General features: G+C 67.8%; 14 protein-coding genes and 1 pseudogene. 3 read left to right on the top strand and 12 right to left on the bottom strand.

The annotated features are described in order from the left end of the window. Positions 1–8: 8 nt before the first annotated feature. The 11 genes from ACSQ89_RS35460 to hydA form a co-directional block, all read right to left on the bottom strand. Positions 9–785, bottom strand: coding sequence for a fumarylacetoacetate hydrolase family protein (locus ACSQ89_RS35460; protein WP_436296934.1), 777 nt, complete (start codon positions 783–785; stop codon positions 9–11). Positions 786–800: 15 nt separating this feature from the next. After that, positions 801–1,586, bottom strand: coding sequence for a 2-keto-4-pentenoate hydratase (locus ACSQ89_RS35455; RefSeq protein ID WP_436295571.1), 786 nt, complete (start codon positions 1,584–1,586; stop codon positions 801–803). Beyond that, entirely contained in the window at positions 1,562–2,938 is a 1,377-nt protein-coding gene (locus tag ACSQ89_RS35450) for an amidase (protein ID WP_436295570.1), read from the bottom strand. Before ACSQ89_RS35450 ends, ACSQ89_RS35455 begins: the two co-directional genes overlap by 25 nt. Before the next feature lie 160 nt (positions 2,939–3,098). Beyond that, positions 3,099–4,139, bottom strand: coding sequence for a TRAP transporter substrate-binding protein (locus tag ACSQ89_RS35445; RefSeq protein WP_436295569.1), 1,041 nt, complete (start codon positions 4,137–4,139; stop codon positions 3,099–3,101). 24 nt (positions 4,140–4,163) lie between these two features. Continuing rightward, a complete protein-coding gene (locus tag ACSQ89_RS35440; RefSeq protein ID WP_436295568.1) occupies positions 4,164–5,198 on the bottom strand; it encodes a TRAP transporter substrate-binding protein in 1,035 nt (344 codons plus the stop codon). Between the two features lie 23 nt (positions 5,199–5,221). Beyond that, entirely contained in the window at positions 5,222–6,529 is a 1,308-nt protein-coding gene (locus tag ACSQ89_RS35435; protein WP_436295567.1) for a TRAP transporter large permease, read from the bottom strand. Next, positions 6,526–7,167, bottom strand: a complete 642-nt coding sequence (locus ACSQ89_RS35430; RefSeq protein WP_436295566.1) for a TRAP transporter small permease subunit — start codon at positions 7,165–7,167, stop codon at positions 6,526–6,528. Before ACSQ89_RS35430 ends, ACSQ89_RS35435 begins: the two co-directional genes overlap by 4 nt. Positions 7,168–7,316: 149 nt before the next feature. Beyond that, positions 7,317–8,144, bottom strand: coding sequence for an IclR family transcriptional regulator (locus ACSQ89_RS35425; protein WP_093111072.1), 828 nt, complete (start codon positions 8,142–8,144; stop codon positions 7,317–7,319). Positions 8,145–8,193: 49 nt separating this feature from the next. Continuing rightward, entirely contained in the window at positions 8,194–9,171 is a 978-nt protein-coding gene (locus tag ACSQ89_RS35420; RefSeq protein WP_436295565.1) for a Bug family tripartite tricarboxylate transporter substrate binding protein, read from the bottom strand. 39 nt (positions 9,172–9,210) lie between these two features. After that, positions 9,211–9,954 carry an aspartate/glutamate racemase family protein gene (locus ACSQ89_RS35415; RefSeq protein WP_093111076.1) on the bottom strand — a complete coding sequence of 248 codons (744 nt, stop codon included), beginning with the start codon at positions 9,952–9,954 and terminating at the stop codon, positions 9,211–9,213. A 2-nt stretch (positions 9,955–9,956) separates the two neighbouring features. Then, complete coding sequence (hydA, locus tag ACSQ89_RS35410) at positions 9,957–11,378, bottom strand: dihydropyrimidinase (protein WP_436295564.1); 1,422 nt, start codon at positions 11,376–11,378, stop codon at positions 9,957–9,959. A gap of 98 nt (positions 11,379–11,476) precedes the next feature. Between hydA and ACSQ89_RS35405 the strand changes: the two genes are divergently transcribed. Together ACSQ89_RS35405 and ACSQ89_RS35400 are read left to right on the top strand one after the other, a co-directional pair. Next, positions 11,477–12,202: a maleate cis-trans isomerase family protein gene (locus ACSQ89_RS35405; protein ID WP_093111080.1), complete on the top strand. Its 726-nt coding sequence runs from the start codon at positions 11,477–11,479 to the stop codon at positions 12,200–12,202. A 77-nt stretch (positions 12,203–12,279) separates the two neighbouring features. After that, on the top strand, positions 12,280–12,999 hold the full coding sequence (locus ACSQ89_RS35400; RefSeq protein ID WP_436295578.1) for a GntR family transcriptional regulator: 720 nt from the start codon (positions 12,280–12,282) through the stop codon (positions 12,997–12,999). Between the two features lie 85 nt (positions 13,000–13,084). On the opposite strand, the gene ACSQ89_RS35395 is transcribed toward ACSQ89_RS35400, so the two are convergent. Further along, positions 13,085–13,552, bottom strand: coding sequence for a transposase (locus ACSQ89_RS35395; RefSeq protein ID WP_436295563.1), 468 nt, complete (start codon positions 13,550–13,552; stop codon positions 13,085–13,087). 23 nt (positions 13,553–13,575) lie between these two features. On the opposite strand from ACSQ89_RS35395, the pseudogene ACSQ89_RS35390 reads away from it, so the two are divergent. After that, positions 13,576–13,683 (top strand): annotated as a pseudogene (locus tag ACSQ89_RS35390) (LysR family transcriptional regulator); the annotation flags it as partial. Between the last annotated feature and the right edge of the window lie 240 nt (positions 13,684–13,923).

Below are 13,923 nucleotides of genomic sequence, written 5' to 3'. Positions count from 1 at the left end.
CGATGGAACTACAACTGCACGGACGCGCGTCCGATGCCCGGAAACTCGGCCGTGACGAGATCGCCCGCGGCCGCGTGAAGAATCCCCACCCAGGTGCCGGTGGTCACGACGGTGCCCGCCGGCAGGCTGCGGCCGTCCAGCGTGGCGTGACGCAGCCACGCCGTCAGCAGGAAGGCGGGGTCGCCGAGCGAATGGGTGCCGCGGCGTTCGACCGCCGGTTGTGCGCCGATCTGCACGCGGCACGTCTGCGCGCGCCAGTCACGCGCCGCGAACGGTATCCAGGGGCCGAGCACCAGCGCGCCATGCGACTGCAGGTCGGCCAGCTTGAACAGCGCCGGCGCGCCCAGTGCTTCGCGCCAGCGCGAGTCGACGAGCTCGATCGAGACGGTCATCGCATCGACCAGTGCGCTCGCGCTGCCTGCGTCCAGCGTTTCGGCGAGCGTGGCATCGACATCGCGCGCGAGCCGCAGCGCAACCTCGGCCTCGATGCCGCGCATGTGAAACGGCCAGGTGCCGCTCTGCGCCGGACTGGTCCATACGCCGGCCGGTGGCAGCCGCGCATGGGTGAGTACCGCGCCGCGGGACGGGCCGCCCGATTTCCAGTACTGCGGCGCTGCAGCTTCGAACCCGCCGAGTTCGCGCGCCACGCGCTGCTGCACTGCGTAGGCATCGGCTGTGTCGGTCAGCGCATCGGCCAGCGGCGCGGCATCCGCCAGGTTCCTGGTGCGACGCGCATGAATCAGCGCGTCGGCCACGGCATCGATTTTCGAAAGGGGCACTTCCATTCCTTTTGACTGGGGTCAGAACGACACGCTCAACGGCGCGAGACCCGCGATCTCGACGCGCACGGCAGTGCCCTGGGACGCGAACAGCATGCCGGTGCACGAGCCGCTGGTGATGACCTGGCCTGCCTTGAGCCCGACGCCGCGCGCCGAGCAATGGTTGGCCAGCCATTCGAGCAGCGTGCCGGCATCGGGGCTCGGGTGCTCGCCCACCGTATGGGCCACGATCTGCTCGCCGAAGCGAAGCACGGCCTCGACCTTCGCCAGATCGAACCACGCCGGCTCGAAGGGCTGGCGTCGCCCCAGCACCAGTGCGCCGTGGCTCAGCAGGTCTGCCAATTGCGCATCGGAGCCGGCGCCGAGCCAGTCGGCGAGGCGGGTCTCCACGACTTCGATCACCGGCAGCACCGATTCGATGGCGAACGCCAGCTCGTCCAGGGTATAGGGCGCCGCGCGGGACGGCAGGTCGACGCCGAGTTGGAAGCCGACTTCGACTTCGATGCCGCGCAGCCGCCAAGCCGGGCCTTTCAGCAGCGCACCGTCGGACCGCAGCCCTTCGGCCGGCAATGGCGCACAGGTCGGCTCCAGTCCCGGCGCACGCGCGCCGACCTTCCAGCCGCCGACGGTGCCGAGAGCGGCCAGCGTCGCGTCCTGGATCGCATAGGCCTCGTGGCGGTCCGCAGGCTGCACCAGTGCCGAGGGCACGCGCCGGCCGTCGCGACGCGCGATGTACAGGGCGCGCGCTGCGATGTCCGGCGTGACCGTGGCGGCCACCGGCGTCAGAGCTCGGGAAAGCGCTGCCACGGATGAGCTCGCTCGAACGCGCGGGCCAGCGCGAGCAACGCGTCGTCGTCGCCTTCGCGCGCGACCAGCTGCAGGCCGACCGGCAAGCCTTGGGCGAAGCCGCAGGGCAGCGCGATCGCCGGCAGGCCGACCGCATTGGCGAAGCCAGCAAAGACGGCGTGACCGCGCGCGCCGACCTCGCGGCCATCGATTCGGGGTGGATGCGTTTCGCCGGCCGGCCAGGGAAGCGCCGCCGCCGCCGGCGTCAAGAGGAAGTCGTAGCGCTCGAACAGGATGGCCAGTTCGGTGCGCAACCGCTCGGCTTCGAGCAGCAGGTCGAACAGCGCGAGGGCCGACGCGCTGCGCCCGGCTTGCGCGTTGGCCTGCATCGCGGGGGCGAACAAGGCCGGATCGAACGGACGCGTCGGCGACAGCGCCTGCGGATGCTCGACCAGCCACGCCAGCCCCACCTGCGCCAGCAGCGGCCAGCGCTGGTTGACCGCCTCTGCCAGATCGAAGCCCTCTGCTGTCGTCACTTCATGGCCCAGCATGGAAAGATTCCGGGCCGCCGCATCGGCGAGATGCGCGATCTGCGGATCGAGCGGGTGGTCGCAAAAGCGTGGGATGTACAGGATGCGCGCCGGCGTTGGTGCCACTGGCCGCATCGGGCCGAGCCCTATCACCTGCATCACCGCGGCCACGTCGTCCACGCAACGCGCGAGCGGCCCTGCGACCTCGAAGTCCAGAAAGATCGGCGGCAGTCCGCCGCTGCGCGGCACGCGGCCGCGCGAGGGCTTGAGGCCGACCAGGTTGGTGTGCGATGCGGGTCGCCGGATCGAGCCGCCGCCGTCGGTGCCAAGCGCGATGGGGCATCCGCCCGCAGCGACCAGCGCGGCCGCGCCGCCCGATGAGCCGCCGGGCGTCAGGGTCGGGTTCCACGGATTGCCGGTGGGGCCGAACACCGGGTTGTCCGTGTAGCCCTGCATCGTGAACTCGGGCACGTTGGTCTTGCCGAAGATCAGGGCGCCGGCTTCGCGCAGCTTCGCCACCGGAAGCTCGTCGCGTTCGGCCACGAAGCCGGCGAGCGCGCGGCTTCCCCAGTGAGTGGGCAGGCCTCGCACCTGCAGGTTGTCCTTGATCGTGATCGGCACGCCGTCCAACGCGCCGATCGCCCGGCCCGTGCGCCAGCGCGCGCTGCTTTGCTCGGCGGCGTGGGTCGCGCCCTCGGCGTCGAGCGCGATCAGCGCGTTGAGCCGCGGGTTGACCTCGGCACTGCGCGCCAGACAGGCCTCGAGCGCCTGGGTCGGCGTGAACGCGGCGTCGCGAAAACCGGCGGCGAGCTGCGTTGCCGTAAGTTGCCAGAGCAATTTCATTTCAGTCGATCCACAGGCCGGACGCCACCCGCGACGCAAGACGGCCGGCGCAGCCGGGCCCGTTCGGGAAACACCGCGGAACCGGCTTTGCCGGGCCGCTGGTGTTGCCCCCGGCTAGGGGGTTGGCGGCCACACGAAGCGGGCAAGCCTGGGGGTGAGCTCATTTCAGTCCCACCACCGGGCCGACGACCTGCTTCCAAGTGGCCGAGCACTTGTCGTAGGACTTGTCGCAGAGCTCGCTCCAGATCGGCAGCGACACCGTCGTCAGCGCGTCGCGAATCATCTGCTGGTCGCCCGGCTTGACCGGGACATCCTTCATCGCGAACTTCTTGACCGTCTTGCACGGTTCCTTGCCGACGTTGCAGCGCGACGCGTCCTCGAAGAGTTCCTTGGAGTAGGCCCAGACGTCGGTCTCGAACCTCTTGAACGCCTCGGTGATCTTCGCCTTCTGATCGGCCGGCAGCGCGTTCCACTTCGTGAGGTTCATCGCATACGCGTTGAGCGCGATCTGGAAGCCGATCGGCATGAAATGCGTCGTGACTTCGGGCCAGCCGGCCGAGTTGGCCGAGCTCGGGCCGGTGATGGCGCAGTCGGTCACGCCGCGTTCGAGCGCCTGCTGCGTCTCGCCGAACGGGATCGTGACCGGGATGCCGCCGAGCTTCTCGATGAACTTGGCGAGCGACTGGTCGTAGACCCGCACCTTCTTGCCCTTCAGGTCCGCGAGGCCGGTGATCGCCACCTTGCAGAACACGACCTGCGGGCCAAAGGGATAGATGCCGAGCAGCTTGCCGCCATGGCGCTCCTGCAGGCGCTTGTCGAAGGCATCCCGGTAGGCGTCGACCACCTTGCGCGCGACTTCGTAGTCGGTCGACAGGCCGACGATGTCAGGGCCGAGGAAGAAGGGTTCGTCGCGCGACACCTGCGCGAGGCGCAGCGTGACGATGTCGAACAGGCCCGACTTCAGCACGCGCAGGCCGTCAGCGTCCTTCACGCCGAGCACGTCCATCGGCTTGTAGTCTGCGTCGATGGGCAGGCCGGTGTTCTTCGCGAAGTTCTCGAAGAAGGGCTGCTCCTTCGTCTGCTGGATCAGCCCGGTGGCGACCAGGTTGCCGGCCACGCGCAGCTTGGGGTTTTCGGCATGTGCCGGCAGGGCCAGCGCGAGGACGGCGGCAAGCGAGGGGAGAACGAATTTCAGTTTCACGGCATCACTCCTTTAAGAACTTGTTCATCGAATTCCGACCAGCGGACCGATCGCCTGCTTCCAGGTGGCCGAGCATTTGTCGTAGGACTTGTCGCAAACCTCGGCCCACAGCGGCAATGAGACGGCGCCGACCGCGTCGCGCACGAGCTTCTGGTCGGCGGGCTTTACCGGCACTTCCTTCATCGCGTACTTCTTGCCGTACTTGCAGGGTTCCTGGCCGACGTTGCAACGTGACGCGTCGTCCCACAGTTCCCGCGAATAGGCCCAGGCCTCGGTCTCGAACCTGGCGAAGGCCTCGCTCATCCTTGTCTGCTGGGCGGGCGGCAGTGCGTTCCACTTCTTCAGGTTGATCGCGTAAGCGACGAGGTGAATCTGGAAGCCGATCGGCATCACGTGCGTCGCCACTTCGGGCCAGCCGGCCGAGTTGGCCGAGCTCGGGCCGGTGATGGCGCAGTCGGTCACGCCGCGCTCGAGCGCCTGCTGCGTCTCGTTGAAGGCGAGGGCGACCGGGATGCCGTCGAGCTTTTCGATGAACTTCGCGAGCGACTGGTCGCTCACGCGCACCTTCTTGCCCTTGAGGTCGGCCAGACCCGAGATCGCCGACTTGCAGAACAGGATCTGCGGCCCGAAGGGATAGGTGCCGAGCAGCTTGGCGTTGTGCCTTTCCTGCAGTCGCTTGTCGAATGCGCCGCGGTAGGCGTCGACCACCTTGCGCGCGGTGTCGTAGTCGGTCGACAGGCCGACGATGTCGGGGCCCAGCAGGAAGGGGTCGTCGCGCGACACCTGCGCGAGCCGCAAGGTCACGATGTCGAACAAGCCCGACTTGACGACGCGCAGGCCGTCGGCGTCCTTCACGCCCAGCACGTCCATCGGCTTGTAGTCGACGTCGATGGGCAGGCCGGTGTTCTTCGCGAAGTTCTCGAAGAAGGGTTGTTCCTTGTTCTGCTGGATCAGGCCGCCGGAGACCAGGCTGCCGGCGGCGCGAAGCTTGGTGTTCTGGGCGTGGACGGGCAGCGCGAACGCGAGCGCGGCCGCGATGAGGGCGAGCTTGAGCTTCATGGGTTCTTTCGTGGGAGGGACCGTCATTTGCCGAACATCAGGTTCGGCAGGTAGGTGGCGATCCAGGGGGTGTGGATCAGGATCGCGGTCATCACGATCATGGCGGCGAAGAAGGGCAGGGTGCCCTGGAACACGTCGTTGATCGAGCCTTCGCCGCGCACGCCCTGGATCACGTACAGCGTCATGCCGATGGGCGGGCTGATCAGCGAGATCTCGCACATCAGCACCATGAAGACGCCGAAGAACACCGGGTCGATGCCGGCCGCCTGGATGATCGGGAACACCACCGGCAGCGTGCCGACGAGCATCGGCATGGTCTCGAGCGCGATGCCGAGGATGAGATACATCACCGCCAGCATCCACAGCAGCATGATCGGCGAGACGTCGGCCGACTTGATGAGGCTGGCGAGCGCCTGCGGCACGCCGAGCATCGACAGCACGAAGTTCAGGTACAGCGCCGCGACGAGGATCAGCGCGGTCATCGCGGTGAGCCGCATGGTCGAGCGGAAGCACTCGTGCAGCATGCCGACCTTGAGCTTGCCGTAGGCCGCCGCGATCGGGAGGCACACGATCACGCCGAGCGCCGCGCTTTCGGTCACCGTAGCCCAGCCGGTGTAGATGCCGCCCATCACGACCGAGAACACGGCCAGCGGGCCCAGCAGGTGCACCGAGTGCCGCAGCTTCTCGCGCATCGCCGTGCCGGCTTCGCGAGTGCCGGCGATCGAGGGCTTCCAGACGCAGATTGCGAGGATGGTGAGCAGGAACAGCACCGTCATGATCGCGCCGGGCAGGATGCCGGCCATGTACAGCCGCGCTGCCGAGGTGTTGGTCATCGAGCCGTAGATGATGAAAGCCACGCCGGGCGGAATCAGGTTGCCCAGGCTGGCGCCAGCGGCGATGGTGCCGAGCACCATGCGCTGGTCGTACTTGCGGTTCTTGAAGGCCGGCAGCGCGACGGTCGAGATCGTCGCCGCGGTCGCGACCGACGAGCCCGACACCGCGGAGAACAGCGCCGAGGCGCCGATGTTGGTGTGCAGCAGGCCGCCGGGCATGCGGTTGAGCCACTGGCCGAGCGACTGGTACATCTTGTCGGTGGCGCCGCCGCGCATCAGGATCTCGCCGAGCAGGATGTACAGCGGGATCGACAGCAGCAGGTAGTCTTCGCCGGCGGCCCAGAGCTGCTCGCCTACCGCGTTGATCGCCGGCATGCCGAAGTGGATCAGCGACCCGAGCAGGCCGACGACCAGCATCGTCGTCGCGACATGGAAGCCGAGGAACATCAGCCCCAGCATGATGGCCAGGCCGGCCAGGATTTCGAGCGGTCCGATCATGATGTGGCTCCGGCGGGGGTCGTGTGGATGGACGCGGTTTCCGCGGGTGTCTTCACGTGGATGTCGGTCTCGGCCTCGATCTCTTCCTCGAGCGTCTGCGGGCCGAAGCGCGTGTTGAGCTCCTGCGTGCGGCGCGCCAGGAAGAGGCGCAGCGCATCGATCGCGGCCCAGCCCGCGACCAGCGCGAACATCAGATAGCCGCCGAGCCAGATCGATTGCGGGATCCACATCGGCGTGGCCAGCGGCGTGGCCGCGGTGCTGTGCAGCTCGATGCTTTCGACGACCACGTGCCAGCCGCGCCAGAGGCACAGCATCGACAGGGCAGCGAGGCTCAGCATCGCGAGCAGGTTGAGCAGCGCGCGCGTCTTCATGGGGAAGCGCGACAGCAGGAAGTCGACGCGCGTGTGGCTGCGTGTGATGAGCGTGTAGGCGAAGCCGAACGCGCCGACGATGCCGTAGGTATACGAGCCGATCTCGTCGATGCCCTGCAAGCTGAACGAGAAGACCTTGCGGCCGAGCATCTCGATGCAGGTCATCACCGATAGAGCGATGAGCCACCAGCCGCAGGCGATGACGGTCCAGTCACAGACGCGCGTCAGCCCGCGGCTCACGGGGTCCGGTGGGAGCAGTGTTTTCATGGGTTTTCGTGGCTGTGCAGTGAAGGGGAACGTGCACGCATTGAAGCGCGCGGCAGGGCGCGCCTGCAGACTTTTCCGCGGAGCGGGAGAGGCGGAAAAACTCTTTTCGAATCAAGCACTTGGCGCTGCGCGCCCGCGGAAGAAGCGCGCTACCTGATGCGCCCGCCGTAGGCTGCGGTGATGTCGTCGGCCGCGGCGCGCACGGCCGCGCCGAGCTGCGCGAAGTCGGCGCTCTTGATGCGCTGCGTCGGCCCGACGAGCGAGATCGCGCCGAAGGGTTGGCCATGCTCGTCGCGGATCGCTGCGGCGATGCAGCGCAGGCCGACCGCGTTCTGTTCGTCGTCGATCGCGAAGCCGGCGCGGCGGACCTCGCCGAGGGTCTCGTGCAGCCGCGACGCGCGCGCGATGGTGTTGGCCGTGAGCTTCGGCAGGCCGTAGGTGCGCAGGTACTGCAGCACATCGTCCTCCGCCATCGCGGCGAGGATCGCCTGTCCCATCGCCGTGCCGTGCAGCGGCGCGCGAAAGCCCGGCTTGCCCATGGCGCGCATCTGCTCGCGGCTTTCGACTTGGGTCACGAACACGATGTCGCCCAGGTCGGCGATGCCGAGGTTGATGCTCTCGCCGGAGCTGTCGCGCAGGCGTCGCATCACCGGCAGCGCGACTGGCGCGATGCGGCGCCGCCGCGCGAACGCGGCGCCGACCGAGAAGCAGCGCACGCCCACATACCAGAGGTTGGTCTCGCGGTCGAACTGGACGAACTGGCGCTGCTCCAGCGTGGTGAGCAGGCGGTGCGCGGTGGAGGAAGAGAGGCCGCTGTGCGCGGCGATGTCGACGAGGCGGTAGCCTTCGTCATCGTCGGCAAGCAGTTCCAGCAACTGCATTGCCCGCGTGAGCGACTGCACGGTGCTGTCGCTGTCGCGGTCGATGCGGGTGATCTTGGCGGTCTTGGAGGGGCGGCGGGGCGAGCTTGCTGTCATGGCGTGCCTCTTGCAAGTTGCGCGCCATCGGGTGGTGGCCGGCGCCCCCTCAGCCGTCGATGGAGACCTTGGCGTCCTTCGCCACCTTGGCCCACTTGGCGATCTCGCTGTGCGTGAAGCTGCTGTAGGCGTCGACCGGGCCGCCGCCGTCCTCGACCCCGAAGCCTTCGAACTTTTCCTGCACGTCGGCCATCGCGAGCACGGCGTTGACGTCCTGGTTGATCTTGCGCGCCAGCGCCGCGGGCAGCTTGGCCGGGCCGGAGATGCCGTACCAGTTCATGGTCTCGAACTGGGGGAAGCCCTGTTCCTGCATGGTGGGCACTCCGGGGTAGGCCTTCGAGCGCTTGGCGCGCGTCTGCGCGAGCGCGACGACGCGGCCGTTCTTCACGTGCGGCGTGGCGGCCGTCATGGTCTCGAAGGTGTACTGGATCTGGCCGCCAATCAGGTCGGTGAGCAACGGCCCGCTGCCCTTGTATGGCACGTGCAGCACGTCGACGCCGGCCTGCAGCTTGAACATCTCGATGGCGAAGTGCTGGATGGTGCCGGGCCCGGCGGAGCCGAAGCTGATCTTGCCGGGCTGCGCCTTGCACTGCGCGACGACTTCCTTCACCGACTTCACAGGGTTCGTCGCGCTCGTGATCAGCAGGTTGGGCGTGACGCCGAGCAGCACCACGGGCACGAAGTCGCGCTCGGCGTTGTAGCGCAGGTTGGAGCGCACGGCCGGCGCGAGCGCGTGGCTGTTGATGGTGGACAGGAGCAGCACGCTGCCGTCGGGCGGCTGCTGCAGCATGTAGTCGGCCGCGAGCGTGCCCGAGGCACCGGCCTTGTTCTCGACCACGACCTGCTGGTTCCACAGGCCGCCGAGCTTCTGCGCCACCACCCGTGCCAGCGCATCGGCGCCACCGCCGGGCGGAAAGCCGACGACCAGGCGGATCGGCGTAGCCGGCAAGGCCTGGGCGAACATGGAGGGCGCGGCCAGCGATGCGGCGGCCGCGCCGGCGGCCTGGAGGATGTGACGTCTTTGCATGGTTCAGGGTCTCCGCGGGTGGTGGGTGAAGAGTTCGGATCACTGGCGGCGCAGCAGCGCCTCGATGGCGGGCGGCAGCCCGCGGTTCGGCTTCTGGGGCGGCGGCGCGAAGCTGCCGCGGCGGGCCGTGCCGGACTGCAGCGCCACCAGCGTCTCGGCGTGGCGAACCGCGCTCGACACGCCATCGACCACCGGCACCGGCAGGCGGCTTTTGAGGCTGCGCGCCAGGCCCGCGAGTGGTGCGCCGGCCAGCACGATGACGTCTGCGCCGTCTTCGTCGACGGCTCGCTCGCACAGCGCTGCCAGATGCGCGGCGTGGTTGTCCTGCACGCGGCCGATGTCCGCGAGCGGCTGGTCGAGGTGGCGGATGCTGGCGAGCCGATCGGCCAGCCCGTTCGCCGCCACGCATTCGCGGTACCAGGCGGTGATGCGGCGCGAAATCGCGATGATCGAGAAGCGCTGGCCGAGCATGCAGGCGCTCATCAGCGCGCTTTCGGTGAGGCCGAGCACCGGGATGTCGAGCGCCTCGCGCAGGCCCGCCAGGCCGGGATCGCCGAAGGCGGCGACCACCACGGCGTCGTGCAGCGCGCCGTGCTCGGCCGCCAGCGTCGCCGCGGCGTAGGCGCCGATCAGCGCCTCGAAGCGGGTCTCGATGTAGGCCACGCCGAAGGGCGCGGTCAGCGTCGTGATGCGCGTTTCGGGCGAGGCCGCGCGGCGCGCCTCGCTGTCGATCAGCGCCGTGACGCTGTCGGAGATGTTGGGGTTGATCAGGAGCAGCTTCATGGTCAGGCGCGCCGCGGCAGCAGCGAAGGTGCGTCGCAGGCCAGAAAGCGCCCGCGTCCGGCGCGGCCGTGGAACTGGCCGTCCCACAGCAGCTCGCCGCCGGCGATCGTCAGTGCCGGCCAGGCGCGCAGCCGCTGGCCCTCGTAGGGCGTGTAGTCGACGTTGTGGTGCAGGTCGGTGTTGCGCAGCACGAACTCGCGCTCCTCCCAGACCACCAGGTCGGCGTCGCTGCCGACCGCGATCGTGCCCTTGCGCGGATGCAGGCCATAGGCCTTAGCGGGGTTGGTCGAGGTCAGCTCGACGAAGCGGTTCAGCGTCATGCGGCCGCCCAGCACGCCTTCGGAGTAGAGCAGCGGCAGGCGCGTCTCGAGGCCGGGGATGCCGTTCGGGATGTGGCGGAACGCGACTTCCTCGCCGCCCGGCTTCTTGCCTTCCGGCGCGTCGTAGCGAAAGGGTGCGTGGTCGGAAGAGAACACGGTGAACAAGCCGTCGTTCAGGCCGTTCCAGATCACCTCCTGGTTCGCCTTGTCGCGCGGTGGCGGGCTGCAGACGCAGCGAGCGCCCTGGTAGCTGTCGTCCAGTCCGAGGTCGGCCGCAGTCAGGAACAGGTACTGCGGGCAGGTCTCGGCGAACACCGACAGGCCGTGGGCGCGCGCCCAGCGGATCTGCTCCACCGCTTCGCGACCCGAGACGTGCACGATCAGGATCGGCACGTCGACCAGCTGCGACAGCGCGATCGCGCGATGCGTCGCCTCACGCTCGACCAGCATCGGCCGCGAATGGGCATGGAAGCGTGGTGCGGTGCGGCCGGCGGCCTCGAGCTTCCTGGTCAGCCATTCGATGCAGTCTGCGTTCTCGGCGTGGATCATCGCCATCGCGCCGTGCTCGCGCGCAACCGACAACACGTCGAGGATCTGGCCGTCGTCGAGCTTCAGGTCGTCATAGGTCATGTAGATCTTGAACGAGGTGTAGCCCTCTCGGATCAACGCCGGCAGTTCCTCGTTCAGCACCTTGGGCGTGGGGTCGCTGACGATCAGGTGAAAGGCGTAGTCCACGTGGGCGCGGCCCTCGGCACGCTGGTGGTAGTCAGCGACGGCGGCGCGCAGCGACTGGCCCTTTTCCTGTGCGGCGAAAGGGATCACGGTGGTCGTGCCGCCGCAAGCCGCGCTTCGGGTGCCGCTTTCGAAGTCGTCGGCCATGCGCAGCGGCGACGCCATCGGCTGGTCGAGGTGGCAGTGCGCGTCCACACCGCCGGGCGTCACGACGCGGCCGGCTGCGTCGATCTCGCGCGCACCGCCGGCCAGCCCGGTGCCGAGTTGGACGATGCGCCCGCCAACAACGGCGATGTCTGCGTCGAAGGTGTCGCTGGCGGTTGCCACGCGGGCGTTGCGCAGCACGAAGTCGAAGGGGTGGGGCGTGTTCATTTTGTCGACATCATCGTCGACAATTTGTTTGTCGATCTCGGTAATTACACTAATGTCGACAATATGGTTCGCGACGAAGCTTGCCCGAAAGGATTCCCATGCACCAGACCCTTCGTCTCGGCGTGCTCACGCCCTCATCCAACACCGCGCTGGAGCCGCTGACCAGTGCGCTGGCGGCGGCCGTGCCCGGCTGCAGCGCCCACTTCTCACGCTTCAAGGTAACCGAGATCTCGCTGTCGGCGCAGGGGCTCGGCCAGTTCGACGACAGCAAGATCCTCGCGGCCGCCGAGCTGCTGGCCGACGCCAAGGTGGACGTGATCGGCTGGAGCGGCACCTCCTCGGGCTGGCTGGGCTTCGACGCCGACCGGCGCTTGGTCGAACGCATCCGCGAGCGCACCGGCATCGTCGCCACCACCGCGGTGCTGGCGCTGAATGAACTGCTCGCGTTGCGAGGCGTGAAGCGGCTCGCGCTGGTGACGCCGTACACCGCAGATGTGCAACAGAAAATTGTCGACAACTACCGCAGCATCGGCATCGAAGTGGTGGCCGAGCGCCACCTCGGCATCAGCGTCAACCACGCCTTCGCATCGGTCGCGCCGCAACGGCTGATGGCCTTGATGCGCGAGGTGGCGCCGGCACGGCCGGAGGCCATCACCACCTTCTGCACCAACCTGCGGGCGGCACCGCTGGCCGAGGCGGTGGAGGCCGAACTCGACATTCCGTTGCTCGACACCGTCAGCACCACGGTATGGGGGCAACTGCGCGCCGCCGGCGCCGATCCGGCGCAGGTGAGCGGCTGGGGCCGCATGTTCGGCTGGCGATAATGGACCGCCATCCCGCCGCCTGCCGCCATGCACGCGTGCTGCTGGCGTCCGATCCGCTCGCCAAGCTCAACCCAGACATGCCAACCAAAAGCGCGCGCAAGCCTGCCTCGCAAGCCCGACTCGAACGCGAGAACACGCAGGACGAAATCTACGAAAAGATCTATGTCGCCGTCCTCGAGCACCGCCTGCCTCCCGGCACCAAGCTCGGCGAGGAGCGCCTGGCCGAGATCTTCGGCGCCAGCCGGGCGCGCATTCGCGAAGTGCTGGCGCGGCTCGCGCACGAGCAGATCGTCGAGCTCTATCCGCAGCGCGGCGCCTACGTTGCCAAGCCCTCGATCGAGCAAGCGCTCGATGTGTTCGAAGCCCGCCGGCTGATCGAGCCGGCGGTGCTGCGCCGGCTGATCGAGACACTCACGCCCGAGAAGCTGGCGCGCCTGCGCCAGCACCAGGAACTCGAGCTCGATGCCCGCCGCCGCGATGACAAGCGCGCTGTGATCCGGCTGTCCGGTGAATTCCATTCGCTGGCGGCCGAACTGGCGGGCAACACGGCGCTGGCGCGCAGCATGCGCGAGCTGTCGATATTGACCTGTCTGATGATCGTTCTATACGACGCACCGACCAGCTCGAGCTGCCGCGCCGACGAGCACTCGCAGATCATCGAGGCCATCGCCAAGCGCGATCCGGCGCGCGCCGAGCGGCTGATGCGCGAGCACCTCGACCATATCGAGAGCAGCATGAAGCTGGAGCAGACGACCGAGGAGGTGGACCTGGAAGCGATCTTCAGAGGCGAGATCTGACCGCGACACTTAGTAGTCCGTTTCGGAAATTCGCACACGTATTCTTCAAGCGGCCAGCTTCAAGGGCTGGCTCTGCGCCCGGCGATCACGCATGCGCACGGTCATGGCATTGAGATCGGTGCGGGTGAATTTCCACTCGAATGGACGCGCGTGCTCTCGAAGTAGCGCTCGAAGTTCGCCAGCCGTTGAGCGCGACCGCCTCCAAGCAAGGGAAGTCGTTCGGGGTCAGCACCTTGCGCTGCACGATCGAGAAGTCGATTTCGATCTGATTGAGCCAACTGGCGTGGACCGGTGCGTGGACCGGAACCAATCGGGGATGGGCTTGCGTGAGGTGCCGCACTGACGCCTGGCCACGATGCGAGGAGCCGTTGTCCATGACCCAGAACACGCGTCTTGCGCTGACATATGGCGGCTGGCTCATGACCTGATCGACCAAACGCTCGAAGGGCGCGATGCCTGTGGTTGCTTCGCAGCGGCCGAACACCTTGGCGCGATGCACGTCCAACGCCGCCAAGTACGCCCAGGCGCCATCGCGTGCGTACTCGTGCTCCACGCGCATTACCTGCCTGCCTCGGTGGGCACACGGCGGACGTACGCCAGGGGATCAATGCGGTGTACTACCGCAACACGAAACTGGCGGCGCGCATCGCCTGCCTTCTGGACTTCTTGGCCGCGCGAGTATGAGGGCCGGAGTCAGCGCGACCGCATAGGGCGAAAACAGGTCGTCGTAAGTTCTGCCAGGGCTTGGCCACGCCCCATTGTTGCACCCGGCGAAAAATTCGCTGCGGGTGGCGAGGGGCGCAAATCAACCCAAGTTCGATGATCAGAGGGCAAGGAATATCGATTCACCCGAATCGGCGAGACGGCCCTGTTCGTCCCAAGGGACGCTTTCATTGTTTATGGGCTGGACTGGGCTGATTGCCG

This window comes from Variovorax sp. LjRoot175, from assembly GCF_964253805.1.
Taxonomy (GTDB): domain Bacteria; phylum Pseudomonadota; class Gammaproteobacteria; order Burkholderiales; family Burkholderiaceae_C; genus Variovorax.
The sequence above is the reverse complement of the archived record's forward strand: the minus strand, read 5'-3'. Positions and strand labels throughout refer to the sequence as shown.

Coding starts and splice junctions, on each gene's coding strand:
- ACSQ89_RS35460 (WP_436296934.1), bottom strand. CDS start 785: ATGGAAGTGCCCCTTTCGAAAATCGATGCCGTGGCCGACGCGCTGATT.
- ACSQ89_RS35450 (WP_436295570.1), bottom strand. CDS start 2,938: ATGAAATTGCTCTGGCAACTTACGGCAACGCAGCTCGCCGCCGGTTTT.
- ACSQ89_RS35440 (WP_436295568.1), bottom strand. CDS start 5,198: ATGAAGCTCAAGCTCGCCCTCATCGCGGCCGCGCTCGCGTTCGCGCTG.
- ACSQ89_RS35435 (WP_436295567.1), bottom strand. CDS start 6,529: ATGATCGGACCGCTCGAAATCCTGGCCGGCCTGGCCATCATGCTGGGG.
- ACSQ89_RS35430 (WP_436295566.1), bottom strand. CDS start 7,167: ATGAAAACACTGCTCCCACCGGACCCCGTGAGCCGCGGGCTGACGCGC.
- ACSQ89_RS35425 (WP_093111072.1), bottom strand. CDS start 8,144: ATGACAGCAAGCTCGCCCCGCCGCCCCTCCAAGACCGCCAAGATCACC.
- ACSQ89_RS35420 (WP_436295565.1), bottom strand. CDS start 9,171: ATGCAAAGACGTCACATCCTCCAGGCCGCCGGCGCGGCCGCCGCATCG.
- ACSQ89_RS35415 (WP_093111076.1), bottom strand. CDS start 9,954: ATGAAGCTGCTCCTGATCAACCCCAACATCTCCGACAGCGTCACGGCG.
- hydA (WP_436295564.1), bottom strand. CDS start 11,378: ATGAACACGCCCCACCCCTTCGACTTCGTGCTGCGCAACGCCCGCGTG.
- ACSQ89_RS35405 (WP_093111080.1), top strand. CDS start 11,477: ATGCACCAGACCCTTCGTCTCGGCGTGCTCACGCCCTCATCCAACACC.
- ACSQ89_RS35400 (WP_436295578.1), top strand. CDS start 12,280: ATGCCAACCAAAAGCGCGCGCAAGCCTGCCTCGCAAGCCCGACTCGAA.